Raw genomic sequence first — 26,152 nt, forward strand, 5'->3', positions numbered from 1 at the left:
TTAGGAACTAATCCCAGTTTAAAATTACTTTACCTGACTGACCTGAAATCATCATATCAAAGCCAGCTTGGAAGTCATCCACAGAATACTGATGTGTAATAATTGGGTTCAAATCAAGACCAGATTGAATCAAGCTTGCCATTTTGTACCACGTTTCGAACATTTCGCGACCGTAAATACCTTTAATCACTAAACCTTTAAAAATAACTTGGTTCCAATCAACTGCCATATCAGATGGTGGAATACCTAGCATGGCAATTTTACCGCCGTGGTTCATGTTATTAAGCATTGAATTAAAAGCGCTTGGCACACCTGACATCTCAAGACCAATATCAAAGCCCTCTGTCATACCTAAGTCTTTTATTACATCTTCAAGCTTTTCGCTTGCCACGTTTACAGCACGTGATGCACCCATTTTGCGGGCTAAATCTAGGCGGTATTCATTTACGTCGGTAATAACGACGTGGCGAGCACCAACGTGTTTTGCAACCGCTGCTGCCATAATACCAATTGGGCCTGCACCAGTAATAAGTACATCTTCGCCAACTAAGTCAAACGATAATGCGGTATGAACTGCATTGCCAAACGGGTCAAAAATAGAAGCCAGTTCGTCAGAAATGTTATCTGGAATTTTAAATGCATTAAATGCAGGAATAACTAAATACTCTGCAAATGCACCTTCACGGTTTACACCTACGCCTGTTGTATTTCGGCATAAATGTACACGCCCAGCACGACAGTTACGACAGTGCCCACATGTAATATGACCTTCACCCGATACGCGGTCGCCTACTTTAAAGCCACGAACTTCCTGGCCCATATCAACGACTTCACCAACATACTCGTGACCAACAACCATTGGAGTAGGAATAGTTTTGCTTGCCCATTCATCCCATTTGTAAATATGTACGTCGGTACCACAAATAGCTGTTTTACGAATTTTAATCAGTAAGTCGTTATGACCGACTTCTGGCTTTGGCGCATCTGTCATCCAAATGCCCGGTTCTGCTTTTAATTTAGATAATGCTTTCATAATTCACACTCAACTAAAAAACCGAAGCAAGGCTTCGGTTTAAAATAAAATTAAATAACGCCCATTTCTTTACCAATGCGGGTAAATGCATCAATAGCAATATCGAGTTGCTCAATGCTATGCGCCGCTGAAATTTGTGTACGAATGCGGGCTTGCCCTTTTGGTACTACAGGGAATGAAAAACCAGTTACGTAAATACCTTCAACAAGTAACTTATCAGCCATTAACGAGGCTACTTTTGCATCTCCCAGCATTACTGGGATGATTGCATGATCTTTACCTGCACACGTAAAACCAACAGCTTCCATTTGCTCACGGAAATATTTAGCATTTGACCAAAGTTTAGCGCGAAGCTCGCCGCCATTTTCTAGCATTTCAAGTACTTTAATTGATGCAGTAACAATTGAAGGTGCTAATGAGTTTGAGAATAAGTATGGGCGTGAGCGCTGACGTAACCATTCAACAATTTCTTTTTTACCTGATGTATAACCACCTGAAGCACCGCCTAGCGCTTTACCTAATGTACCGGTGATAATATCTACACGGTCTAATACATTACAGTACTCTGGTGTACCTTTACCGTTTTCGCCAACAAAGCCGACTGCGTGAGAGTCATCAACCATTACAAGTGCATCGTATTTATCAGCTAGGTCGCACACAGCTTCTAAATTACAAATAACGCCGTCCATAGAAAACACGCCATCGGTAGCAATTAGTTTAGTTTTAGCGCCAGCTTCATCTGCTGCAATAAGTTGCTTTTCAAGATCAGCCATGTCGTTATTTGCATAACGAAAACGCTTAGCTTTACACAAACGTACACCATCAATAATTGATGCATGGTTTAACGAATCAGAAATAATAGCATCTTCTGCGCCTAAAATAGTTTCAAACAAACCAGTGTTTGCATCAAAACACGAAGAATATAGAATGGTGTCTTCAGTTTCCAAAAACTCACTGATTTTTTTCTCTAGTGTTTTATGAATATCTTGCGTACCACAAATAAAACGAACAGACGCAACACCAAAACCATGATTATTTAAACCGTTTTGCGCAGCTTCAATTAGCTCTGGGCTATTAGCTAGACCTAAGTAGTTATTAGCACAAAAGTTGATTACTTTACCTGATGCAACTTCGATTTGAGCTTGCTGCTGAGATTTAATAATACGTTCGCTTTTATACAAACCTTCGGTTTTTACGTCTTCAATTTGCTGTTGTAGCTGGCTAAAAAAAGCAGATGCTCTCATCTGTGTTCTCCATTTATTTGAACGGGTAAACAACCACATTTAAGCGACTGTTTATTATGGGGGGTATTGTAAAAGTTTAATGGGAAAAATGCACGGTTTGTAGTTCGTCGCAAACGCCCTAAACTGGAAGGAATTCCTGCCAGTTTACAGGCTAATCTGTTTAGTTTATTTATGTCTTTAAAAGTGCAGGTAAACTGTTTATAGAATCGATAATTAAATCAGCCTCTTGCTTGGCACTTTCATCAAAGCTTTGACCTGAACGCACTAAAACGCGGGTAGTGATCCCTGCTTTTTTCGCAGCCTGCATATCACTGAGTTTATCGCCCACCATAATACTGCAAGCAGGGTCGATGTTATGCTCTTGTATGCCTTGCAATAACATCCCTGGCGCAGGCTTTCTGCAACTGCACTCTTTCAAATATTCAGGGTGCGCTTTTTTAGGGTGATGAGGGCAAAAGTACACATCGGCAACTTCAATACTGTGATCGCTAAATTGGGTTTTCATCCAATCAGTTAGTGCTAAAAAATCAGTTTCGGTGTAATAACCTCGGCCAATTCCAGATTGATTAGTGACGATTATGATTTTATAGCCCGCATCATAAAATGCTTTACAAGTACTAAAAACACCTTCAATAAATTCAAATTTATCGCTTTGATACACATAACCATGATCAACATTTACTACGCCATCTCGGTCTAAAAAAAGTGCTTTATTTTTTTTTTGTACATTCATTACAAAGACTCTTTTTGTACAACATGATCAAACATCGCTTTTACGTCATCAACTGTAATTTGGCTCATTAAATCATCGCCTTTTACGCGCGTACCCCACGGCACTTGCTCAGCCGTTTTACCAGTTTGCTTAAGCAAATTTTGATGATAAACCTCTACCACGTAGTCTTGGTATAAGTAAGGACCTGTGCGTGCTGGGTTTGAATGTGCGTATAAACCAATAACCGGCGTACCAACCGTTACCGCCATATGTGCAGGACCCGTATCGGGCGCAAGCACTAAGCTGCCACGCTTTAACACGCACAACAACTCTTTGAGTTTCGTTTTACCCACTAAATTTAAAATAGGTGTTTTACTATACTCAACAATACTATTTGCTAGGTTAATTTCAAGTTCTGTTGGCCCCCCCGTCAATACCACCTTAAAGCCTTGCTCATTTGCATAATCAGCCAATGCTGCATAACGATCAGCGAGCCAATTGCGCTGTGCTTTACTTGCTGCTGGCGATATTACTAACAGTTTATTAGTTAGGTACTTTGGTGTTAGTAACTCATCTGCAATCGCTTGGTCTTGCTCTGTATATGGCATGTTCCAACTCGGTTTATAATCAGCAACACCAATGGCTTTTGCAAAACCTTTAAAGCCTTCAAGCACATGCGCCTGAGCTTGTGGCTCTATTCGTTTATTAATAAACAAGCTGTGCAATTCTTTTGAACGCGCCCAATCAAATCCTATTTTTACTTTTGCAGGAATACAATGCGCTACAAATCCAGCCCTTAATGCAACTTGCATGTTAAGTAGTACATCAAACTGTTGATCTTTAAAGCGTTGCTTTAAGCTTTTAAGTGCGGCTTTTCCTTGCTTTTTATCAAATACCACCAGCTCAACACCAGGTAAGTCAGCAAGTAACATGGCTTCTATTTTGCCAATAACCCAGGTGATTTTTGCATTAGGGTGTGCTTTTTGAATGGCTTGTACAGCACTCACACCATGACATACGTCGCCAATGGCTGAGAGTCTTAATATACAAATAGATGAATAGTTAGGAGCTTGAGTCACACATTCCCTTAGGTATTAAATACAAAAGCCGATCTTAAATTATAATCACGCTATTGCAAGCACTTATCCTCAGCTTTAAAACGCGCTAATATAGGCATATTATTTAGCAATTACGCAGAGCTATGTTTAAACAACACGTGCAAGGCAATCACACTGTATTAAGCCACCCTAAATACACGAGCCAAATTACTCTCGATTGGTTTGATGCAAATTATTGGCAACAACGAAATAAAATTGTGGGCGCTAAAAAGGGCCGAGCAACTGCGTGGTTTTTTAAACAAGACGAATTAACAGCCGTACTTAGGCATTATTGGCGCGGTGGCTTAGTGGGTAAATTGCTAAGCGATCAATATTTATATCCAGGGCTTGAACAAACCCGTGTGTATAAAGAGTTTAGCTTAATGAGTAAACTTATAGAGCTTGGTTTAAACGTACCAACCCCTATTGCAGCTAAAGTAACCCGCAGCGGATTAATTTATCGTGGGGATATTATTACCGAGGCTGTTAAAGGCGCTAAAAGCGTACTCGATATATTAATTGAACGCCCATTGACCGAAGATGAGTTGGAGCGCATAGCTAAAACAATCGCGCTATTTCATTCAAAAGGTGTTTATCACGCCGATTTAAACATTAATAACATTTTGTTTGATGATACTGGTGATGTGTACATTATCGACTTTGATAGAGGTGAAATAAAAATGCCTAATGTGCAGTGGCAACAAAGTAATATGGAACGACTTGAGCGCTCATTTTTAAAAGAACAAGGTCGAAACGAGACATTTAATTGGCAAGCGACTGACTGGCAAACTCTGCACAGCAACTACTTCAAAGCGCTCGCTAATATAAGTTAACCTAATATAAGTTAACCTAATATAAGTTAACTTAGTTAGCCAATGCTAAATACTTCAGAGCAACCTGCTCTGCCTGTACTTGTTTTAGAATATCTGCGTTTTCTACATTTGGCTTATCTGCTAGCACCTGCTTAACGGCATTGGTTAATGCCTCACCTTGCTGAACGGGTACTAAATATTTACTTAGCTCGCCTGTTAATATCTCGCTTGGTCCAAATGTACAATTAGTGCTAACTACCGAAGTACCCACCGCTAAAGCCTCAATTAATACCGTTGGAAGTCCTTCAAAATCAGAACTCAACACTAAAGCTTTGGCATGCTTAATCCAGTTGTACGGGTTTTGTTGAAATCCTGGCACTACTAACTGTTTTTCTATGCCGTATTCCTGTGCAAGCTTTAGCGCTTTAGCCGGTTTATTACATAAAAGTACTAACTTGTATTTTTTATCAAGCTTTGCAAATGCTGCAAATAATATATCGTGGCGTTTTTGTTTGGCGAGTCTTCCTACATGAATTAAGTAGGGCTCATTTGGGATATTGTTATTTTGCTCATTTGCTTGCTGTCTTATTTTTTCAAAATCGAACGGGTTGTAAATAGTCGCAATTGCACTTGGGTTAATTAAATCCCCTTGTGTTATTTCTTTTTCAACACCCTTTGATACGCAAATAAGTGATTTACCATTTAAATTTTGCTTACTTTTTTTAAGATATAAGTATGAAAATGGACCTAACTTTTTTTGACGTGCAAGTTCTGCATTAACTGAGTTGTGAATAACAAAATGAACATTTTTGATATTACTACGCGCGAGCAAGTTATTACTTCTATCAAGATTAGAAAGCACTAAATCAATATTGCCCAGCTCGCTTTGTTTTTTTTCAAACCAAGTTTGTAGTGTTAAAATGCTATTTTTACGCTGCCAAAATCGATCTACTTTTGATGCCCTATGTGCGAATAAACTCTCCACGTTAAGTACTTCAGGGATATTATATTCAATAGAGTTAGCAAGAGACAAAATAGTGATTCGGTGCTTTAACTTGGCCATTTCCTCAGCAAGGGTAAGCATTACTTTTTCAGCACCACCACCCACAAGGGAATCAATTACAATCACTATATTCATTAGCGATCCCCTATAAGCATATTTTTTATGCCATTAGTGATCACATCGAAGCTATGTGTATTATCAAGTTGGCTATATTTAGCAACGAATTCATTATAGAAAGGCTCGCTAATAACTTGAGCTATTTTCGTAGTGATTTCATCAATATCAAGATTTGCTTTTATGACAACACCTGCATTAACACAATGATCCAAACGTGTATTTTGATCTTTTGAGATAGCACATGCCACAACGGGGGTTTGAACTGCAATTGCTTGCAGTAAAGTATCTCCACCGCTAAGTAATGCGATTTTAGCTTGGCTCATTAATGCCAAAAAATCAGTACTTTGCAGACTTGCTAAACAAGTAACCTCATCACTTTCAGGAATGGCTTTCTTATAATTGGGACCAAACACAACAACTGCTTTTAAACCAGTGTGCTTAGTAATTTTAAGCGCGGCTTTAAAGTAAACATCAGCGCAATTAAGGTTATTTAATACATGTCCGCCTGAGCCAGCATTTACAATAAAATAGCCTTCCGATACTAAGTTATAGCGATTTAAAACATCACGTTTTTGCGCGCAAGAGGCAAATGTAACAAAAGGACCTACATTTCGAGGATGTGCCAAGGGAAACATGTCTAACTTCGTACTTTCAGCCCATGTAAGTGGCTCAATACAATAATCAGGCTGTACAACCCAATGTGTATCAATTAAATTAATTCTGTTAAGTTTTAAGCCTTTAGCACGTTTTTTTGCATGCTGAGAAATGAATATAACTTTAGCGCCTACCTTTTTAGCCGCCTTCATATGCCCTGCACGTCCTGCACAATCAAAAACAACGACATCAGGTTTAAATTGCTCTATAAAGTCGCAAACAAAATCAAGCTCTTTAGTCGCTGAGTGTTCGAGTAGTGTAGCTTTAAAAGGACAAGTTTTAGCATAAGGAGTATGCTTATTTAATATAAAATGAATATCGAGAGAATCTGCAAGTTCTGCCTGTAAACTTTGAGCCAACAACAACGAGCGCATATATTCACCAATGCCTTCCGGTGATGATACTGGAATAAATAAAAGTCGTTTGTTGCTCATTGCATTCTCAATGTCCTATTTGAGCTCCAGTATATCAATCAGATACTTATTACGATAGACAGGTTACATTTTAATATATTAAATTAACTCTATAAATTTGATTATTTACTGCAATAGCAGACTTAGATTGATAAACTTAGCCGCAATCTTAATCACAAGGATCTGAACTTTGCGAAACAGAATTTTTCTACTTTCTACTCTTTTTTGCGCTATGAGCGCATCAGTTAATGCTGAGCCATGGGTAAAACCCGATGATTATGGTCTAAGAGCTGATATTCAACAATTAGCTGATGCCGGTGTTATTTTAGCTCCTGTAACTACCTATCCGCTTATGTGGAAAAGTTTTATAAGCGATGTAGAAAGTATGCCGCTGGAGCAATTATCTCCAAGCTTACAAGATGCTTTACTTCGCGTTAAACATCGATATAAATCAGAAAATAGTAGCTCACATAGTCTTCAATTATCAGCTTTTGCAGCCACAGATCCAATCATAGCAACAAGCTTTGGTGCAACAAATACTCAAGAAACAGAGCTTTCTGCAGCTTACGCTTATTTAGGCGATAACTTTGCAGCTAAAGTAGCTATAAATTATAGAAAAGACGGTAAAAAGTGTTTAGTTGATGGAAAAACGACTGACGATATAGTTACCAACGAGCAAGCTTTAACCGATTGTAACGATACCTCACTTGATGATAGTTACTTAGCTTACCGTTTAGGTAACTGGATTTTTAGAGCCGGTGCTGTTGAACAATTTTGGGGACCTGGTGTTGATAACAGCTTAATTATGTCAGGTAATGCGAAACCTTTACCTGCACTAAGTGTTACCAGAGAAAAAAGTACTGCTTTCGAGACACCATGGCTGAGCTGGATTGGTCAATGGAGCTTTACTGCACAAATGGCTAAACTTGAGTCTACGCGTGTTATACCTGATGCTTTACTGTGGAGTACCCGTGTTAATTTCCGCCCTATTCAACAGCTAGAAATTGCACTTAGCTGGTCTGCACAATGGGCTGGCGAAGGGCAACCAGGTTCTGCTGGCGACTTTATTGATGTAGTTACAGGGAAGGCTTCATGTGTTGATGGTAGCGAAAGCTGCGATAGTCAATTTGAATCTAAAATTGGTAATCAGTTAGCTGGAATTGATATTCGCTGGTCTGATATATTATTAGGTCAGCCATATGCTATTTATGCAAGCACCATAGGTGAAGATGCTAGTTCAAAATTTAAGCCATCAAGTAGAGCATATTTATTTGGCTTACAAACCACACAGCGAGTATACGATCAAAATATATTAATAAATGTCGAATATATAGATACTGGTGTTTCATGTACAACAGGGTTAGTCGATGAAAATTGCTATTATGAACATACTGATTATAAATCAGGCTACCGTTACCACGGACGCACAATTGGCTCAACTTACGATAACGATGCACAATCAATTGTTCTCACATTGTTAGGACAACTATCAAATGGTGATGATTGGCAGGTAAAGTTACGAAATGTTGATTATAATAGTGATAATAGCGATTGGTACCCTAGCAATCCCGATTTAGGTAACAGCATAACTAAAACAGCGTACAACTCTAAGCAATTAGAACTGCGTTACAGAATGCTCTCTATGGGAGGGCGCGTCACTTTAGGTGCTTTTGCGTCTAACAACGACGGTGCTGAAAACGATACTTCTGCATTTGCTAAGTACGAATATAACTTTTAATAAGTTACTTTTAATAAAGTAACGTATTAAAAGTAAGAAAGGGATGAAAACAGTGTTTTCATCCCTTTTTTTTATTTTTTAGCAAACTAAATCAGTAATTACTGTTTAATTTTACTTATTACTTTTGATGTTGAGCACCCATCTAAAAATTCAAGCACTTCAACTTTTCCGCCATGGCGAAGTACATGCTCAGCACCCGCTATTTGCTCTACGGTGTAGTCGCCACCCTTAACTAAAATATCAGGGCTTATTTGCTCAATTAATTTAGCGGGAGTATCGTTTTCATCTAAACTGCCAAACGGAATAACCCAATCAACTGATGAAAGTGCGCTAAGTACCATTGCACGTTCATCTAATGGGTTAATAGGACGATCTGCCCCTTTTAAACGCGTAATAGATTCGTCATTATTTAATCCAACAACGAGTCTATCGCCTCGCGCTTTAGCTTGTGCTAAATAACGCACATGCCCAGCATGTAAAATATCAAAGCAGCCATTAGTAAATACAATGGTTTCACCGTTTTGTTTTGCAAATTCAATATGTTGAAGCACATCATCAAATGGTGTTTGGTAATGTTCACCAGTAGTATGTAAATACTGTCCAAGCTTACGACTTAATTCTTCTGGCGAAACCGTAGCTGCTCCAAATTTACTAACCGCTATACCTGCCGCTAAATTAGCAATCTCTACAGCGTCTTTAGGTTCCATGCCCGCGCCAAGCATTACCGCCAGTGTCGCTATAACCGTATCACCAGCCCCGGTTACATCACTTACTTCAAGCTCTTGCGCTGCAAAATCAAACTTTTCATCTGCACTAATAAGCGACATACCTTGCTCAGAACGTGTAAGCAACATAGCATTAATGCCATTTTTGCTAATTAAATCACGCGCACTTGCTGTCAAAGCTTCTTCTGAATCGGTTTGACCACCTGCTAACTTAAACTCATGTAAATTAGGCGTAATGTAATCAGCACCTTCATATAAATGTAAATCTGGCGATTTAGGATCGATTAAAACCGTTTTACCCGCACTTTTAGCAAGGCTTACCATCTCTTTTATTAAGCTTAAAGATCCTTTACTGTAGTCAGAGAACACAATGAAATCGTATTCATCTAGCACAAGCTCTAAACGGTTTAATAAAAGTTGGCTGTGTTGCTCAGTGAATGTTTCTTCTAAATCTAAGCGAACGAGTTGTTGATGACGACTAATAACGCGCATTTTTGAAATAGTTGGCAAATCACACACACTGACTAGCTGTGAGCTAATATTTTCACCTTTTAGAATTGTTTCTAAAATTTGACCGCTTTCGTCTTCACCAATTAAGCCCAGCAAGCCTACTTTTGCATCTAAACGCGCTATGTTTTTTGCAACGTTAGCTGCACCGCCCGCTTTGTCTTCGAATTTACTTACTTTAACAACGGGTACTGGCGCTTCTGGCGAAATACGCCCTGTATCGCCATACCAATAACGGTCTAGCATTACGTCGCCAACAACCAATATTCGTGCTGCCGATAAATTTTTTAATAACGATAAATCCATTACTGCTGCTCCGCAACAACCATATCCATGGCTTCACATAACCAGTGACCTATAAACATGTGAGCTTCTTGGATACGTGCTGTTTCGTCATTTTTTATAATGATAGGTAACTTAGCAATATCTTTTACTTTACCGCCATCACGTCCAGTTAATGCCACTGTAAAAGCACCTAGTTTATTTGCAGCTTCTAATGCTAAATTAATATTATTACTAGTACCTGATGTGGTTAAACCTATAACTAAATCTTCTGGTTTACATAGCGCTTGAACTTGGCGTTCAAACACCGTATCAAAGTGATAATCGTTGCTGTGTGCAGTTAAAATTGATGTGTCTGTAGTCAATGCCATTGAGGCAAGCGGACCACGCTCTAATTTATAACGCACTACAAACTCGGCTGCTAAATGCTGCGCATCGGCTGCACTACCGCCGTTACCAAACCAAACAATCTTGCCACCCGCTTGTAATGCACTGTGACATGCTTCTAACAGTTGCATAGATTCTTGATGATAAGCTTCCATCGTTTCAAATAATGCTTGATGACGGTTTAATGTTTCAACGTAGCTAGCTGCCACTGAATCGATAATTGACATGAAAAATTCCTCTAGGAACTGAAATAGCAGGGAAAAATTAAATCCATTATTCCATAATTTTATTTAATTGTGTGCATTTTATCGGGTTATAACTGAACCCAGACCATATTTTATTGCGAGTATGTTTAGAAAACGGCTATTTCACGGTAAACTAACGCCACTTCCCTTTAAGAATGATCAGTATGGCACGCATTTTTTACTCCTTAGCATTAATTTTTATTAGCCCACTGATTGTATTTTATCTCTATATTTTACGAGGTAAAAAAAACCAAGGCTATCGTGCACACTTTAAAGAGCGCTTTGGGTTTGTCAGTAAGTCTTTATTTACGACTAAAACCAAGCCTTTAGTTTTTCATTGTGCGTCTGTTGGTGAGGTACTTGCCGCAACGCCGCTTATTAAAGCGCTTCAAAAAGCGCATCCAAATTTAAATATACTTATAACCTGTAATACCCCAACAGGCAGAGAGCAAATACTTAACCAATTTAAAAATACTGTTGCGTGTAGCTACTTACCAATTGATTTTCCGTTTGCGACAGCCCGATTTTTAAAGCGTATTAAGCCACAAGCATTATGTATTTTAGAAACCGAGCTATGGCCAAATTTAATGGCGATAAGTCACAAAAAAAATATACCGATACTTGTTATCAATGCAAGACTCTCTGAAAAGTCGCAGCAAGGCTATCAAAAGGTCGCTAAATTAACGCATATTATTATGCGCTCAATTACAGTACTTGCGAGTCATAACAAGGCAGATGCGGAGCGTTTTATAGAGCTTGGTCTCGAAACTTCAAAAAGCTATGTAACAGGCTCTATAAAATTTGATATAACACCAAGTGAAGAGCAATTAGCCAAAGTACTCAACCTTAAACAGCTTTATAGTATTAATAAAAATAATAGTAATGAAAATAGCAGTAATGAGCACGATACTGACGAGCGCTTTGTATGGGTTGCAGGCTCAACACATCCTGTAGAACATGAATTAGTATTGGCAGCTCACCAAGAGTTACTAAAAAAACAACCGAATGCATTACTTATAATTGCTCCGCGCCATCCAGAGCAATTTGATAAAGTGGCAGAGCTTTTAACACAAAGCCCACTTAGTTTTAGCCGTCGTAGCCAAAATAACTACAACAATGAACAAGTACTTCTTGCTGATACGCTTGGTGAGTTACAGTGTTTATATGGCGCTGCAAATGTAAGCCTTATTGGTGGCAGCTTAATTCGCAGAGGTGGGCATAACCCACTGGAATCAGCGGCGTTTTCGGTAGGTGTAATAACAGGTCCACACACATATAATTTTGACCATGTTTATCCCGAGCTAATAAAGCTCAAAGGCGCCGTAATGGTTGATAACAACGACGAACTAGCAAAGCAGCTCATAACGTTTAGCCAAAACACAAAAGCATGCCAAACCTTAGGTATTAAAGCCGCGCAATGCGTAGCTAAAAACCAAGGTGCAATACAAAAAACACTTACCATTATTCACCAATATTTAGAGCCAAAACCGTGACCAACATAGCTATAAGCCAAACCCGCGAATGGGTATCATCTGTTATTGTTAAATATAACTTTTGCCCGTTTGCCCGCAAAGAAGTAGAAAATAATTGTATTCATTACATCGTAAGCCCAGCAACGAGCATGGATGACGCCGTAATGGATATGCTTGAGCAATGTGTTGAGCTTGACCGTGAACCAGAGCGCGAAACAACGCTTATCATGTTTGATAACGGCTTTAGTGATTTTGAAGACTTTTTAGACTTGGTCGATTTAGCTAATGCGCTTTTAGTCGCGCAAGGGTTTGAAGGCAAGTATCAAATTGCTAACTTTCATCCTGATTACGTATTTGCCGACAGTGATGAAACCGATGCCGCAAACTACACAAATAGAGCGCCTTTTCCTACTCTGCATTTAATCCGCGAAGCAAGTATGAGCGAAGCGCTTGATAGTTATAACGAGCCTGAATCTATTCCAGAGCATAATATAAACCTAGCAAGGCGTAAGGGTATTGATTTTTGGCAGCAGTTACTCGAAGGCTGTAAAAAACCGAGCGCTTAGAGGCTCGGTTTTATTCTTGATTTTATTCTTAGCTTTAGCAAAGTAAAGCTAGCTGGGATCGCTATTTTTTAACCCAGTTACCATTTACTTCAACGTAATGACCACTTTGGGTTTTTTCAATTGTTTTGGCAGCGGCGAGTGCCTCTACTTGTGAAAGTGACAAGTTATTCTTTTTAGCCAGCTTTAAGTACTGCGCTTTACGCTTTGCATTTATGTCATCAACAACCGCTTTTGCTTCTTCATTTTGTACAACAAGCCCTAAATAACCAGAGCTATCCTCACCGACTAAACCTTGGTTTTTGGCGTCATCAAGGCTAATAGCCCACACAGAGAACGACATACATACAGCGCTAAGTAATGTAATAATATTTAATTTTTTCTTCGTATTCATGTTCTAACTCCTTAAAATAACTCACTGTCGTCACTAAATAAACTGTCGAGTTCTTTGTCTACTTTTACGCGAATTTCGTGATCAACTTTCACATTTAAATTAATTGTAATAGGCTCTTTTGCAGACACCTCAACACGGTGCGTGCAGGCACTTAGTACGCTAATAGCACCCAGCGCGAGCAGTACTTTTATCGATAACGACTGTCTCATTATTAGTTTCCTTTTTGTGAGTATTGTTGCTCAACTTTTTGTGTAATTTCGTCACTTAAACGCAATGCGCGTAAAAGTGTAAATACGTTTTCTTCATGATTGTAGTTAAAGTTAACTTGCTGCTGCTCTGCTTTATTATAACCTTGTAAGTTAACACCGAGTTTTAACCAACCATCACTTTTTAGTGCAACACTACTATTTAGCTTTTGAATATCTAGATTTGTTAATAATCCTAACACAGGTTGCAACTCTTGCTGTTGCTGCATCACCGAATCAAACGCTGCGTTATTAGTAATTTTTAAATTACCTGTGCCTTGGCTAAATAAACTGCCATCAATTATTTCAATTTCACCACTATTAAAGTGGACTGGCAACGCGCCTGCTAAGCGTCCCGTTAATACAATGCCCGACTTATCATCGAGTGTAACGAGTTTACTCGCATCAATATTTTCAAACTTAACATTAGCGACTTGATTTGGCTTCCCTACTGTGTAGGTATCTAACGAAAATTCGCCGCCAAATACATCGCCCGTTATATCGTTTACTAGAGCGCTATTATCGTTAACTTGCCACTGCCCTTTAATATTTTTTACAACAGCACCGGCTCTAAATTCATTTAAATTAAAGGTAGTTGGTTTTACATTAAGCTTACCTGAATTATATTGCCCGCTAAATACGCTATTCAAATCACTCGCAAGGTAATCGTTATAAAGTGCACCTATGTGAGTAACCCCTATATTGAATGAAGCGTTTTGCAAGTTTACATCACCACTAATATAGCCATTAAATTTACCCTCGGTTAGTTGCGCAAGTGGTTCAAATTGACTAATAAATGCATTTAATGGCAGCACACCTTGTTCAGGAATAATGACTTCAAACGGATTAGCTTGCGCCGATACATGATGATTTATCACTAACTCGACATCGTTTATAAATGCGTGATGAGTGGCTTTTAGTGCACGGCTTTGTAGCCCATTAGACTCTACTTTTATATTATTAAGTTTTATGTCAGGGCTATTAACAGCCTTTATATTCGTTTTTGCTGTTAACTCGGCAAATAACTCGCCCACGCCTAAATTAGCATTTGCTGTTAATGTGTTACTTATATCCGTTGCTTTAAATTTTTTATATTGTGCGCTTTTAAATTGATGCGTTAATGTTACTTCTGCGTTTAACTGCTTATCCATTTTTGCAGTTAAATCACCTTGGTATTGCACTGCGCTTATATCAAACGCATCTACACTATTGAGCGTTAATTTAGCATTTATAAGCCCAACTGGTTTTGAGTCAATAAACTCACTTATATCAAAGTGACCACCAAGGCTAAGCCCATTCGCTGTTGCAGGAACAAATTCAGGCAAGCTTTCAAGCGCAACCGCGTAATCGCCTTTAATCGTAGTGCCCACTAACTGAGCATTAACGCTGAAATTATTTATATCGGGTGTGCTTATTTGAGCTGATAAATTTGTCTGTACGTTTTCAAGTGGCGATTTAATATTAACTGCTGTATCTGTCATTAAAATATCAAATTGCTTAACGCCCTCACTCACCAAATTAATTGCAGGTAAGCTCAGCTCACTATCCTTTAAGCGAATTGATTGAGGGAGTTTAAGTTGCCAATTTAAAGGAACTTGATTGCTGACAAAACCTGCGTATTCACTCGGTGAAATTAAATTCGCACAACTTGGCGTTAAATTAATTTTGTTATTAAGCAAATCGGTATTAAGCATTAACGCTTGGCTGTTTAAATTAAAATGAGTTGCCAACTTGCCAGTGGTTAATACGTTGGCCTGACATTGCTCATAAGTATGAGTAAACTGGGCACTAATATCGCCATTTAATTTAAGCTCTATACCGTCAAAGCTAAACGCTTGCTGAGTATTAAAATTAACGCCAGCTATTAAGGTGTTTTTAGTGTTTATAACTTGCTTTAAAAGAGTGTCATTTACTGCAAACTGACCACTTACTTTATCAGCAGTCAAAATCGCACTCGCGTTTATATCACCAGTGACATTAAACTGATTTAGTGTGGGTTCCAATATACTTATTTTTAGTGGCTTATTGAGCTGATCACTTTTTACTGCAAGCTGTTTAATGCTGATTAATGGACGGGTTGAAGGAAGCGCTAAATCAAGATTTTTAGCAAGTTGATTAGCATTATCGTTTTTAGGGAAAGGATTAACCGTTAGCACAGCATTTTTAATATCTATACGTTTTATATTTGCAGTAATACCAGTAAGTTGTAACTGTTGATTTTGATAATTCACACACACTTTATCAGCATAGATATTTAGCTCAGACGTAATTGAAAAGTCGAGACAACTTAACGTAATGCCTGCTTTTTTAAGCTCAGGCGCTATAGCCCACTGTAATAAAGGCAAACGAAATACATAACCAAGCAGCAAGATACTTAGCAATATAGCCCCAACAATTAAACCAACTCGTTTAAACATACTATCCTTACATGCTTTGTGCTTTTAACTTGGTGCAAAAAGCATACTAATCAAAAAAGGCTGCACAATGCAGCCTTTTTTATTTTACAGCTAGATTATGAATCTAACTTGTATAAACGCAAATGTAATTAACCTACATTTTTACGTGCATTACGGAACATACGCATCCACGGGCTATCTTCGATCCATTCATCAGGATGCCAAGAGTTAGCAACGCTTCTAAATACGCGTTCTGGATGCGGCATCATTACAGTTGCGCGACCATCAGTAGAGGTAATACCGGTAATACCTTCTGGAGAACCATTCGGGTTAGCTGGGTACTGCGTTGTAGGGTTACCGTAGTTATCTACAAACTTAACCGCTACAGTGCCGCTATTAAGCGCGGCCTTAGTTGCGGCATCGTTTGCAAACTCAGCATGACCTTCACCATGAGAAACCGCAATTGGCATACGTGAGCCAGCCATTCCGTTAAAGAACACAGATGGATTCTCTTGTATTTCAACTAAACTAAAGCGAGCTTCAAAACGCTCTGATTTATTAGTTACAAAACGCGGCCAGTGCTCAGTGCCAGGGATCAACTCTTTTAACGTTGATAACATTTGGCAACCGTTACATACACCTAAGCTAAAGGTATCTTCACGATGGAAGAAGTTTTGGAACTGATCGCGTGCCATGTCGTTAAACAAAATAGACTTAGCCCAACCTTCACCCGCACCAAGTACGTCACCGTAAGAGAAGCCACCACATGCCACTAAACCTTTAAACTGCTCTAGTGTTAAACGACCTTCTAAAATGTCGCTCATGTGTACATCAACGGCTGCAAAACCTGCGCGGTTAAACGCTGCTGCCATTTCTAGGTGAGAGTTAACACCTTGCTCACGTAAAATAGCCATTTGCGGTTTAGCACCGGTTGCAATGTATGGCGCTGCTATGTCTTCGTTTAAATCAAAGTTTAGTTTTACATTTAAGCCAGGATCTTTTACATCAAATTTTGCATCAAACTCTTGCTTAGCACACTCGGGGTTATCACGACGCGCTTGCATTTGATACGTTGTTTCAGCCCAAATAGTACGAAGCTCAGTACGCGTATGATTAAGCACCGTGTTTTCGCCACGGTTAAATATAATCGTATCGTCGCTATTAAGTGTACCGATGTTGTGAGTAATTGCTGCAATACCATGTTGTTCAAACACAACATTTACTGCATCTAAATCACTATTTGCAACTTGAATTACTGCACCTAGCTCTTCGTTATAAAGCGCTTCAATGTCAGAGCCTGTTAAATCTGCTAAATCAACCGTTACACCGGTATGACCCGTAAACGCCATTTCAGCAACCGTGGTAAATAAACCACCGTCTGAACGGTCATGATAAGCAAGTAACTTACTATCAGCCACTAGCGCTTGCATTGCGTTATAAAAGCCTTTTAATAACTCAGGGCTATCAACATCAGGTGTTACATCACCCAATTGCTTATAAACTTGCGCAAGGCTTGATGCGCCCATGCGGTTTTTACCCGCACCTAAATCAACTAATATAAGCGATGTATCGCCTTTATCTGTACGCAGTTCTGGAGTTACTGTTTTACGTACGTCGTCAACACGACCAAACGCAGTTATAACCAATGAAAGCGGCGATGTTACTGATTTTTCTTGTGAGTCACCTTCATCTTTCCATGTCGTTTTCATCGACATAGAATCTTTACCTACTGGAATAGTTAAACCAAGCGCAGGGCAAAGTTCTTCGCCTACGGCTTTAACTGCTTCATACAAGCCCGCATCTTCACCTGGGTGACCCGCTGCTGCCATCCAGTTTGCTGATAACTTAATATTTTCAAGGCTACCAATGTTTGCACAGGCAATATTAGTTAACGATTCAGCCACCGCTAAACGAGCAGATGCACCGTAATTAAGTAATGCCGCAGGAGTACGCTCACCAAGTGACATAGCTTCACCGTGATAAGTGTCATACGTTGCCGCAGTTACTGCACAGTTAGCAACAGGTACTTGCCAAGGACCGACCATTTGATCGCGCGCCACTAAGCCAGTAACTGAGCGATCGCCGATTGTTATTAGGAATGTTTTTTCTGCAATGGCTGGTAAACGCATTAAGCGCTGCGCTGCATCGGCTGCATTTATTAATGTAGTATCAAGCGCTTTACCAACAACTTGCTTTGACGTTACATCGCGGTGCATTTTAGGTGCTTTACCTAATAATACGTCCAGCGGTAAATCAACGGGGTCATTTTTAAAGTGACTGTCTGACACGGTTAAGTGAGGTTCAGCGGTTGCTTCACCAATAACTGCGTACTGAGCGCGTTCGCGCTTACAAATTGCTTCAAAGCGATCAAAGTCTTCTACGCCAACAGCGAGTACATAACGTTCTTGTGATTCATTACACCAAATTTCGTGTGGTGCCATGCCTGGCTCATCGTTAGGGATGCTGCGTAATTGGAACTTACCACCACGTCCACCATCGTTAACAAGCTCAGGAAACGCATTTGATAAACCGCCAGCGCCTACATCGTGGATGAATGCAATTGGGTTTTCGTCACCTAGCTGCCAACATTTATCGATAACTTCTTGGCAACGACGTTCCATTTCTGGGTTTTCGCGTTGTACAGAAGCAAAATCTAAATCTTCGTTTGATTGACCTGAAGCCATGCTTGATGCAGCACCACCGCCTAAACCAATGTTCATTGCAGGTCCGCCTAGCGCAATTAATTTAGCGCCAACAGGTATATCCCCTTTTTGAACATGATCAGAGCGAATATTACCTAAACCGCCAGCAAGCATAATTGGTTTATGGTAACCACGTACTTCTTCGCCGTTATGGCTTGTTACTTTTTCTTCGTAAGTACGGAAGTAACCTAGTAAATTAGGACGACCAAACTCATTATTAAATGCAGCGCCGCCCAGTGGACCTTCTGTCATAATATCAAGCGCGTTAACAATACGACTCGGCTTACCAAAATCGCTTTCCCATGGTTGCTCGTAACCTGGAATACGTAAGTTTGATACCGTAAAGCCAACTAAACCAGCTTTTGGTTTAGAGCCACGACCTGTTGCGCCTTCATCGCGAATCTCACCGCCAGAGCCCGTAGCTGCACCAGAGAATGGCGCAATAGCTGTTGGATGGTTATGAGTTTCAACTTTCATTAATATTTCAATGTCTTCTTGATGATACGCATATTCACCTTGCGCATTTGGGAAGAAGCGACCCGCTTTTGAGCCTTTCATTACTGCCGCGTTATCTTTATACGCCGACAATACATTTTCAGGATTTAGCTCAAAGGTATTTTTAATCATTTTAAACAGCGATTTTGGCTGCTCTTTTCCATCGATTGTCCAGTCAGCATTAAATATTTTATGGCGACAATGCTCTGAGTTTGCCTGTGCAAACATAAACAATTCGATATCATTAGGGTTACGTCCTAACTTTATAAAGTTTTCTACCAAGTAATCTATTTCGTCATCAGCAAGGGCAAAACCTTGCTCAACATTGGCTATTGCTAATGCTTCGCGTCCGCCACCTAAAATATCAACAGACGACATTTGGCGCGGTGCATCACTGCGAAACAGTTGTGCAGCATCTTCAAGCTCACTATGCGTGGCTTCGGTCATACGGTCGTGTAATAACGCAATTACTTGTGCAAGTTGTTCTGCGTTTAAGTCACCTTCAACATAATAAGCAATACCGCGTTCAACACGGTGAACCTGTTTTAAACCACAGTTATGGGCAATATCGGTTGCTTTAGATGCCCAAGGTGAAATGGTACCTGGGCGAGGTGTAACAAGTACAAGTTTGCCGGCTGGGGTATGCTCAGCAATGGTTGGACCGTAAGTTAATAGTTTTTCAAGCTTGGTTTGCTCGGAGCTACTCAACGGCGATGTTAAATCGGCAAAGTGAGCATACTCGGCGTATACGTTAGTGACTGGAAGTTGCGATTGTTGGCAACGCGCTAAAATTTTATTAACTCTGAACTCTGACAGTGCTGGTGCACCACGAAGGATCAACATAGGTAATTTCATCCGGGGTTAGGGATTGAACGATATTTTAGGCACGCATTATAGTCCAATTAGCATTCAGATTTAACTCAAAATTACGCTTTTCATAAAATTAACTTTTTAGCTTTATTTATAGCCTCTTTTGGTTAATAAAATAAAAGGTAAAGTGACGCGATGGCTTAGTTTTGCTATAACGGTGACTGGCGAGCTTAAGGGGCACTCAATGTTCAAAGAAAAACTAATAATAATCATTACTTTAGTTATGCTGTTATGTGCATGCGATATGCAAGAGCAGCCAACTCAACTCGCCCAAATAAAAGAACACAATAAAATACGTGTGGGTACCCTTGCGAGTGCTAGTAATTATTATCAAGCCGTTCAAGGTGAGCAAGGCTTTGAATATGAGTTATCTCAAGCCTTCGCTGAATATTTAGGTGTAGAGCTTGAAATAGTCCCTTTCTTTAACTTATCTGACATGTTTGAACGCCTTGAAAGCGGTGATTTAGACTTAATAGCGTCAGGACTTACCTATAATAAAACCCGTGCAGAGCAATACCGCTTTGGGCCAACTTACAGAACAATTAGCCAAAAATTAGTTTATAAGCAAGGTCGCGTTCGTCCTCGAGAGTTTGACGATTTAGACGGTAACTTTACTGTTATAGCTAAAAGTAGCCACTCGCTTACTCTACAAAAAATGAAGAAGAACAATCCAGACCTTACCTGGATAGAGAGCGAAGAGTTTGATGAAGAAGAATTACTTCAAGCGGTTATTGATGGCGAGATAGATTACACCCTAGCCGATACACATACATTATCGTTGTTTCGCCGTTATCACCCCAATTTAAGCATCGGTTTTTCAGTTAGCCATAACGACCCTATTGCATGGATACTCAATAAATCAGATGACGACTCTTTATATGCGTTATTGGTGCCATTTTTTGGTGACGTTAAGCAAAGTAACCAGCTCTACGTACTCGAAGAAAAGTATTTTGGTCACGTACGCCAATTTAATTATGTAAATACCCTTGCTTATATCGAAGCAATTAAAGAAACCTTACCAACATACCAGCCATGGTTTGAACAATATGCAGGTAGCCTTGACTGGCGATTATTAGCAGCACTAAGCTATCAAGAATCTATGTGGAATCCTCGCGCTAAATCACCAACAGGTGTGCGCGGCATCATGATGCTAACTCGCAGTACAGCCAAACAAGTGGGTGTTACTAACCGATTAGAGCCAGAGCAAAACATTCGTGGTGGCGCTAAATACTTAAGCAAGCTTATTAAACGTATTCCTGACCGTATCCCGCAACCCGACCGCACATGGCTTGCTTTGGCCGGATACAATGTAGGTTGGGGGCACGTTAACGACGCACGTATAATTACCGAACAGCAAGGTGCAAGTCCTGACAAATGGGCTGATGTAAAAAAACGCCTACCGCTATTAATTAAAAAGCGCTATTACCGTAAAACTCGCTACGGTTATGCCCGAGGCGATGTAGCTGTTAAATATGTCGATAATATTCGTCGCTATTACGATGCACTTGTTTGGCTAGATGAAAATGATGCTATTGCTGCAGAGCCTGAGCCAAAACCAATTACAGAGTTGAGCACTGATACTGAGCTAAAGCTAAAGCTAAACGAAAAAAGTGAAGTAAAAAGTGAAGTAAAAAGTGAAGTAAAAAGTAAGGCAGATGAAGCTCAAACAGAAAAACAACAACCTATAATCGAACCCGAACAGTCGAGTGAAAACAATGGCTAAGATTAATATAAGTACCCGTTTATTGAGTATGTCAGTAAGCAAAATTTAAGTAAATTAAATATCTGTTTACTTGTCACCAAATGATCACTAATGTGTGTTAATTGTATATTATTATTTTATAAGATATACCCGTGCCTTTCTCACTCTTGCATTAGGAGAAAACATGCTAAAACGTAGACGCACACAAAGATTAAAACGCAATGTCATTTATTCAACGGCCACACGTCGTCGTGTTATGTTGCGAAAACTACACAAAAAAATCATCTGGCGTCGCCGAATGTTTGCTATGCAGCAAATGGCCGAATCAGAAATAGAGCCAATCGCTAGTTAACTCTAGTTAGGCTTATTTATTTGTTCATCACGAGCAGCTTTCTTAGCTGCTTTAATTTGCGCTCTTCTACGTTTAAAAAAATTCGAAATAGTATCACCGCACAGCTGTGCCAAAACACCACCGCACACCTCAACTTGATGATTTAACTTAGGCTCTTGTAATAAATTCATAATTGAACCCGCAGACCCTGTTTTAGCATCGACTGCTCCAAATACTAAACGCTTTATTCTGCTATGCACTAACAATCCCGCACACATAGAACATGGCTCTAACGTTACGTATAGGGTGCAATCAATTAAGCGGTAATTGTTAAGGACTTTTCCAGCTTCTCGCACTGCAATCATTTCGGCATGGGCAGATGGGTCATTATCCGTTATTGAGCGGTTATACCCGACTGAAACTAGCTGGTTATCTTTGACTACAATTGCTCCAACCGGAATTTCATCAAGCAGCTCTGCTTGCTTTGCATACAAAAGCGCTTGTTCCATCCAGTAGGAATCATCAAATGGTTCGTTCATTATTTCTACTTAAATAACCTTTTATGCTGTAATTATACCTAGTTAGCACTCTAAAGTGCGCCATTCATTACTTTATTCCAAAAATAAAACAATATTTACCCGTTTGTAATGGCTCACTCGTGCTGATTTACGCTATAATCTCACGCTTTTTTTATTTAGCTCACAACACGGGTAGCAAATGAAATTTCCTGGACGCCGCAGGCATAAACATTATTTTCCAGTGGAAGCCAAAGATCCACTTACCAATCAACTTAACGCAACAGAGCGATTACAACGTAGTTATATTACGGGTATCGATCAGATCGTTGTTGATATAGAGGCAAAAGTTGATCAAGCTTTCCTTGACGAATTTCAACTACGTAGAGGGATGTCGCAAGTTATTGATAGCGATACAACAAACGCCTTATACGATCGTTTAAAATTAAACAATATGGTTGATTTTGAGTTTGCCGGTGGAACCATTGGTAACACTATGCACAACTACTCTGTACTTGCAGATGATCGCTCAGTTTTATTAGGCGTAATGAGCGAAAATATAAAAATAGGTAGCTACGCTTACCGTTTTTTATGTAATACCTCAAGCCGTGTAGACTTAAACTACCTTCAACCAGTTGATGGGCCTGTAGGGCGTTGTTTTACATTAATTGATGAAACCGGTGAGCGTACTTTTGCAATAAGTGCAGGCCTAATGAATCACTTACGTCCTGAATCTATCGATAAAGACCTTATTGAGAATTCATCAGCGTTAGTGATTAGTGCCTATCTTATGCGTACTCAAGGTAGCGAAACAATGACTGAAGCCACTATGCAAGCGGTAAAATACGCTAATGACGCAGGTGTGCCAGTTGTGCTAACACTCGGTACTAAGTTCTTAATTGAACAAGACCCTACTTGGTGGGCAAACTTTGTTGAAAAGCATGTTGATATTCTTGCTATGAACGAAGAAGAAGGTTTAGCTATTACAGGTTTTGAAGATCCTCTTCTAGCTGCTGATAAAGCACTTGATTGGGTAGACTTAGTTATTTGTACCGCTGGCGAAAAAGGCTTATTTATGGCCGGCTACGTAGACGAAAGCTTAAAGCGTGAAACCGAATACCCGTTACTACCAGGCGCCATACCTGATTTTAACCGTTACGAATTCTCACGAGCTATGCGTAAAGATGAGTGTGATGAACCTATCAGAGCATACAGTCATACGGCCCCATTTATGGGTGGACCTGATTCAATAAAAAACACCAATGGTGCAGGTGACTGCGCACTTGCGGCTGTACTACATGATTTGTCAGCGAATGTTTACCATAAGCTTAATGTGGCAAACTCAGCTAAACATCAGCAACAAGCTATTACTTACTCGTCACTATCGCAAATTAGTAAATATGCTAACCGAGCGAGCTATGAAGTATTAGTTCAGCACTCTCCGCGTTTATCTCGTGGTTTACCTGAACGTGAAGATTGTTTAGAACAAGTTTATTGGGAACAATAAATAACGGTGGGAGCAATTATTGCTCCCTATCGATTTCCTAAAAAATAGAAATATCGAGCTTTTTAGATAGCAGTTCTAATGCTGCTATTCCTGCAACGGAGTTACCAAACGAATTAAGCCCCGGAGAATAAACAGCTACAGTAAACTTATTTGGTAACACAGCTAAAATAGTTCCTGACACTCCCGACTTACCTGGCATGCCCACTCTGTAACCAAAATCACCCGCAGCATCATATAAACCACTCGTGAATAAAAGCGAATTAAGCTGTTTATTCTGACGACTACTTAAAACACGATTGCCCGATCGATTATCAACACCTTTATTAGCTAAAAAATTATAAGCTTTTGCTAATTCAATACAGTTGAGCTCAATAGAACAAAAGTTAAAGTAAGCCCACAAAACATCATCAACTTCGTTTTCAAAATTACCAAATGACTTCATTAAATGTGCCATAGCAGCATTTCGGTGCCTGAACTCATACTCTGAATTAGCGACTTTTTTATCAATTACTATGCCTCTATTACCAGCTAATAACCTGAAAGTTTCGAGCATAGAATGCATTGGCGCAGATAAGCGGCTGTATAATGCATCACACGTTACAATTGCGCCTGCATTGATGAATGGGTTACGAGGAATCCCCTTTTCAAACTCAAGCTGTGTAAGCGAGTTAAAGGCTGTACCTGAGGGTTCCTTTCCGACTCTATGCCAAAGTTCATCACCATAACGCTGTAGTGCCATAGTAAGTGTCATAACTTTAGAAACTGATTGAATAGTGAAGCGTTGAGAACAATCCCCTGCGCACACAGTTTCACCATCAGTTGTATAAATAGCGATAGAAAATTGTTCCGGATCAACCTCGGCAAGCGCCGGTATATAATCAGCTACTTTCCCTTGTGATAATAAAGGACGTACTTCATGTGCTATTTCATCAAGCACCTTTTGGTAATCAGCTGTAGGCAATCTAGACCTCTATATCGTCATTCATAAGAATTGGATTTTAACACGCGCTATTAGGTGCACCTAGTTTTGTTGTCGAATTTAACGGTGAGATTTTACTAAATTTAAATAGAAAAAAACGTCACATTACTGTATCTGGTTTCTCTTAATTAAATCCTGGTAATGTCATGATGCCCACTGCGGTGGAGAGTCACAGTGCAAATGCTACGAACTCATTGTCGAGCGGAGATTTTTATGATTTTAGTGTCGGGAGTCGCTACGCTCGCCCGACCTACGTGATAGGTGTTGATGTGAGTGTGTGTTAATTGCGTGTTTTTCACTTTTCTGCAGACATAAAAAAGCCCGAATCTTAAGTTCGAGCGCTCTACAATGTGAAGTCGGTGCGCTACGCAGTAGGATGTCGTAGTGCCCACAGCGGTAGAGAGTCACAGTGAAATACTACACTATTATTAATCGTATCGTCTCTTAGTATGCAGAGTTTTACTAATTTCAAAAAGCAAAAAACCCGTTATATTGCTATAACGGGTTTCTCTTAATTAAATCCTGGCAATGTCCTACTTTCACATAGCAAATGCTACACTATCATCGGCGCTGTTTTGTTTCACTACTGAGTTCGGCATGGAGTCAGGTGGGTCCAAAACGCTATTGTCACCAAGAAAATTCTTTTCAATTTTCTTATTTTAATTATTAAGATTAAAGTCCTTCGACTGAATTTGAAGCCTGGTAATGTCCTACTTTCACATAGCAAATGCTACACTATCATCGGCGCTGTTTCGTTTCACTACTGAGTTCGGCATGGGATCAGGTGGGTCCAAAACGCTATTGTCACCAAGCAAATTTGGGCGTTAATTCGTATCACTACAAATTAACTGAATTTGGAAAATATCTGATAATATTTTTTAAGTCTTTCTAAGTAATATCTACTTTAGTCATATTAACTTCTGTCTAAACTGTCACATAAAACGCGTTTGGCGTTGTATGGTTAAGCCTCACGGGTAATTAGTACAAGTTAGCTTAATGGCTCACACCACTT

General features: G+C 39.6%; 21 protein-coding genes and 2 rRNA genes. 7 read left to right on the forward strand and 16 right to left on the reverse strand.

The window, feature by feature from the left end; translation table 11 throughout:
* Positions 1–7: 7 nt before the first annotated feature.
* From tdh to I6F66_RS12235, 4 genes are all read right to left on the reverse strand, one after another.
* Positions 8–1,033, reverse strand: a complete 1,026-nt coding sequence (tdh, locus tag I6F66_RS12220; protein ID WP_007584716.1) for an L-threonine 3-dehydrogenase — start codon at positions 1,031–1,033, stop codon at positions 8–10.
* 50 nt (positions 1,034–1,083) lie between these two features.
* On the reverse strand, positions 1,084–2,277 hold the full coding sequence (locus I6F66_RS12225) for a glycine C-acetyltransferase (protein ID WP_010554396.1): 1,194 nt from the start codon (positions 2,275–2,277) through the stop codon (positions 1,084–1,086).
* A gap of 169 nt (positions 2,278–2,446) precedes the next feature.
* Positions 2,447–3,010, reverse strand: a complete 564-nt coding sequence (gene gmhB, locus I6F66_RS12230) for a D-glycero-beta-D-manno-heptose 1,7-bisphosphate 7-phosphatase (protein WP_197142700.1) — start codon at positions 3,008–3,010, stop codon at positions 2,447–2,449.
* Entirely contained in the window at positions 3,010–4,068 is a 1,059-nt protein-coding gene (locus I6F66_RS12235) for a glycosyltransferase family 9 protein (protein ID WP_197142698.1), read from the reverse strand. Before I6F66_RS12235 ends, gmhB begins: the two co-directional genes overlap by 1 nt.
* Positions 4,069–4,190: 122 nt before the next feature.
* Here I6F66_RS12235 and I6F66_RS12240 point away from each other — a divergent pair, with 122 nt between their 5' ends.
* Positions 4,191–4,919: a 3-deoxy-D-manno-octulosonic acid kinase gene (locus I6F66_RS12240; protein WP_197142696.1), complete on the forward strand. Its 729-nt coding sequence runs from the start codon at positions 4,191–4,193 to the stop codon at positions 4,917–4,919.
* Positions 4,920–4,950: 31 nt separating this feature from the next.
* On the opposite strand, the gene I6F66_RS12245 is transcribed toward I6F66_RS12240, so the two are convergent.
* Both I6F66_RS12245 and I6F66_RS12250 read right to left on the reverse strand, forming a co-directional pair.
* On the reverse strand, positions 4,951–6,036 hold the full coding sequence (locus I6F66_RS12245) for a glycosyltransferase (RefSeq protein ID WP_197142694.1): 1,086 nt from the start codon (positions 6,034–6,036) through the stop codon (positions 4,951–4,953).
* The gene (locus I6F66_RS12250) at positions 6,036–7,106 is read right to left on the reverse strand and encodes a glycosyltransferase family 1 protein (protein ID WP_197142692.1); all 1,071 of its coding nucleotides are present in this window, start codon (positions 7,104–7,106) and stop codon (positions 6,036–6,038) included. Before I6F66_RS12250 ends, I6F66_RS12245 begins: the two co-directional genes overlap by 1 nt.
* Before the next feature lie 211 nt (positions 7,107–7,317).
* Between I6F66_RS12250 and I6F66_RS12255 the strand changes: the two genes are divergently transcribed.
* Positions 7,318–8,823, forward strand: a complete 1,506-nt coding sequence (locus I6F66_RS12255) for a capsule assembly Wzi family protein (protein WP_197177015.1) — start codon at positions 7,318–7,320, stop codon at positions 8,821–8,823.
* A gap of 98 nt (positions 8,824–8,921) precedes the next feature.
* Here I6F66_RS12255 and hldE read toward each other — a convergent pair whose 3' ends face one another.
* The gene (gene hldE, locus I6F66_RS12260) at positions 8,922–10,361 is read right to left on the reverse strand and encodes a bifunctional D-glycero-beta-D-manno-heptose-7-phosphate kinase/D-glycero-beta-D-manno-heptose 1-phosphate adenylyltransferase HldE (RefSeq protein ID WP_197177013.1); all 1,440 of its coding nucleotides are present in this window, start codon (positions 10,359–10,361) and stop codon (positions 8,922–8,924) included.
* Positions 10,361–10,951, reverse strand: coding sequence for an SIS domain-containing protein (locus I6F66_RS12265; protein WP_024611243.1), 591 nt, complete (start codon positions 10,949–10,951; stop codon positions 10,361–10,363). Before I6F66_RS12265 ends, hldE begins: the two co-directional genes overlap by 1 nt.
* 182 nt (positions 10,952–11,133) lie before the next feature.
* Here I6F66_RS12265 and waaA point away from each other — a divergent pair, with 182 nt between their 5' ends.
* Positions 11,134–12,462 (forward strand): lipid IV(A) 3-deoxy-D-manno-octulosonic acid transferase, encoded by a 1,329-nt coding sequence (gene waaA, locus I6F66_RS12270; RefSeq protein WP_197209327.1) that lies wholly within the window; start codon positions 11,134–11,136, stop codon positions 12,460–12,462.
* Positions 12,459–13,007, forward strand: coding sequence for a DUF1415 domain-containing protein (locus tag I6F66_RS12275; protein ID WP_165729383.1), 549 nt, complete (start codon positions 12,459–12,461; stop codon positions 13,005–13,007). Before waaA ends, I6F66_RS12275 begins: the two co-directional genes overlap by 4 nt.
* Positions 13,008–13,068: 61 nt before the next feature.
* Here I6F66_RS12275 and I6F66_RS12280 read toward each other — a convergent pair whose 3' ends face one another.
* The 4 genes from I6F66_RS12280 to purL form a co-directional block, all read right to left on the reverse strand.
* Complete coding sequence (locus I6F66_RS12280; protein ID WP_165729382.1) at positions 13,069–13,398, reverse strand: YdbL family protein; 330 nt, start codon at positions 13,396–13,398, stop codon at positions 13,069–13,071.
* 11 nt (positions 13,399–13,409) lie between these two features.
* A complete protein-coding gene (locus I6F66_RS12285) occupies positions 13,410–13,607 on the reverse strand; it encodes a YnbE family lipoprotein (protein ID WP_165729381.1) in 198 nt (65 codons plus the stop codon).
* 2 nt (positions 13,608–13,609) lie between these two features.
* A complete protein-coding gene (locus tag I6F66_RS12290) occupies positions 13,610–16,060 on the reverse strand; it encodes a YdbH domain-containing protein (RefSeq protein ID WP_197209328.1) in 2,451 nt (816 codons plus the stop codon).
* Positions 16,061–16,188: 128 nt separating this feature from the next.
* Entirely contained in the window at positions 16,189–20,079 is a 3,891-nt protein-coding gene (gene purL / locus I6F66_RS12295) for a phosphoribosylformylglycinamidine synthase (RefSeq protein ID WP_165739962.1), read from the reverse strand.
* 211 nt (positions 20,080–20,290) lie between these two features.
* Between purL and mltF the strand changes: the two genes are divergently transcribed.
* Positions 20,291–21,829: a membrane-bound lytic murein transglycosylase MltF gene (gene mltF / locus I6F66_RS12300; RefSeq protein WP_165739960.1), complete on the forward strand. Its 1,539-nt coding sequence runs from the start codon at positions 20,291–20,293 to the stop codon at positions 21,827–21,829.
* A gap of 163 nt (positions 21,830–21,992) precedes the next feature.
* Entirely contained in the window at positions 21,993–22,160 is a 168-nt protein-coding gene (locus I6F66_RS12305; protein WP_007584688.1) for a hypothetical protein, read from the forward strand.
* A gap of 2 nt (positions 22,161–22,162) precedes the next feature.
* Here I6F66_RS12305 and tadA read toward each other — a convergent pair whose 3' ends face one another.
* Positions 22,163–22,678 carry a tRNA adenosine(34) deaminase TadA gene (gene tadA, locus I6F66_RS12310; RefSeq protein WP_101162827.1) on the reverse strand — a complete coding sequence of 172 codons (516 nt, stop codon included), beginning with the start codon at positions 22,676–22,678 and terminating at the stop codon, positions 22,163–22,165.
* A 178-nt stretch (positions 22,679–22,856) separates the two neighbouring features.
* On the opposite strand from tadA, the gene I6F66_RS12315 reads away from it, so the two are divergent.
* On the forward strand, positions 22,857–24,161 hold the full coding sequence (locus tag I6F66_RS12315) for an inosine/guanosine kinase (RefSeq protein WP_010554383.1): 1,305 nt from the start codon (positions 22,857–22,859) through the stop codon (positions 24,159–24,161).
* 37 nt (positions 24,162–24,198) lie between these two features.
* On the opposite strand, the gene glsB is transcribed toward I6F66_RS12315, so the two are convergent.
* The 3 genes from glsB to rrf (I6F66_RS12330) form a co-directional block, all read right to left on the reverse strand.
* Positions 24,199–25,122 carry a glutaminase B gene (glsB, locus tag I6F66_RS12320; RefSeq protein ID WP_007584683.1) on the reverse strand — a complete coding sequence of 308 codons (924 nt, stop codon included), beginning with the start codon at positions 25,120–25,122 and terminating at the stop codon, positions 24,199–24,201.
* Positions 25,123–25,660: 538 nt separating this feature from the next.
* Positions 25,661–25,775, reverse strand: a 5S ribosomal RNA gene (rrf, locus tag I6F66_RS12325).
* A gap of 62 nt (positions 25,776–25,837) precedes the next feature.
* Positions 25,838–25,952: ribosomal RNA gene (gene rrf, locus I6F66_RS12330) — 5S ribosomal RNA — on the reverse strand.
* Positions 25,953–26,152 lie beyond the last annotated feature (200 nt).

The sequence above is a fragment of the Pseudoalteromonas sp. NZS100_1 genome (assembly GCF_015864285.1).
GTDB lineage: Bacteria > Pseudomonadota > Gammaproteobacteria > Enterobacterales > Alteromonadaceae > Pseudoalteromonas > Pseudoalteromonas arctica.

What these genes read in the sequence shown, in the direction of transcription:
- I6F66_RS12280 (WP_165729382.1), bottom strand. Translation starts at nt 13,398, where the DNA reads ATGAATACGAAGAAAAAATTAAATATTATTACATTACTTAGCGCTGTA.
- waaA (WP_197209327.1), top strand. Translation starts at nt 11,134, where the DNA reads ATGGCACGCATTTTTTACTCCTTAGCATTAATTTTTATTAGCCCACTG.
- I6F66_RS12290 (WP_197209328.1), bottom strand. Translation starts at nt 16,060, where the DNA reads ATGTTTAAACGAGTTGGTTTAATTGTTGGGGCTATATTGCTAAGTATC.
- I6F66_RS12315 (WP_010554383.1), top strand. Translation starts at nt 22,857, where the DNA reads ATGAAATTTCCTGGACGCCGCAGGCATAAACATTATTTTCCAGTGGAA.
- purL (WP_165739962.1), bottom strand. Translation starts at nt 20,079, where the DNA reads ATGTTGATCCTTCGTGGTGCACCAGCACTGTCAGAGTTCAGAGTTAAT.
- I6F66_RS12225 (WP_010554396.1), bottom strand. Translation starts at nt 2,277, where the DNA reads ATGAGAGCATCTGCTTTTTTTAGCCAGCTACAACAGCAAATTGAAGAC.
- I6F66_RS12250 (WP_197142692.1), bottom strand. Translation starts at nt 7,106, where the DNA reads ATGAGCAACAAACGACTTTTATTTATTCCAGTATCATCACCGGAAGGC.
- I6F66_RS12255 (WP_197177015.1), top strand. Translation starts at nt 7,318, where the DNA reads ATGAGCGCATCAGTTAATGCTGAGCCATGGGTAAAACCCGATGATTAT.
- I6F66_RS12285 (WP_165729381.1), bottom strand. Translation starts at nt 13,607, where the DNA reads ATGAGACAGTCGTTATCGATAAAAGTACTGCTCGCGCTGGGTGCTATT.
- I6F66_RS12245 (WP_197142694.1), bottom strand. Translation starts at nt 6,036, where the DNA reads ATGAATATAGTGATTGTAATTGATTCCCTTGTGGGTGGTGGTGCTGAA.
- tdh (WP_007584716.1), bottom strand. Translation starts at nt 1,033, where the DNA reads ATGAAAGCATTATCTAAATTAAAAGCAGAACCGGGCATTTGGATGACA.
- I6F66_RS12265 (WP_024611243.1), bottom strand. Translation starts at nt 10,951, where the DNA reads ATGTCAATTATCGATTCAGTGGCAGCTAGCTACGTTGAAACATTAAAC.
- tadA (WP_101162827.1), bottom strand. Translation starts at nt 22,678, where the DNA reads ATGAACGAACCATTTGATGATTCCTACTGGATGGAACAAGCGCTTTTG.
- I6F66_RS12240 (WP_197142696.1), top strand. Translation starts at nt 4,191, where the DNA reads ATGTTTAAACAACACGTGCAAGGCAATCACACTGTATTAAGCCACCCT.
- I6F66_RS12305 (WP_007584688.1), top strand. Translation starts at nt 21,993, where the DNA reads ATGCTAAAACGTAGACGCACACAAAGATTAAAACGCAATGTCATTTAT.
- gmhB (WP_197142700.1), bottom strand. Translation starts at nt 3,010, where the DNA reads ATGAATGTACAAAAAAAAAATAAAGCACTTTTTTTAGACCGAGATGGC.
- mltF (WP_165739960.1), top strand. Translation starts at nt 20,291, where the DNA reads ATGTTCAAAGAAAAACTAATAATAATCATTACTTTAGTTATGCTGTTA.
- hldE (WP_197177013.1), bottom strand. Translation starts at nt 10,361, where the DNA reads ATGGATTTATCGTTATTAAAAAATTTATCGGCAGCACGAATATTGGTT.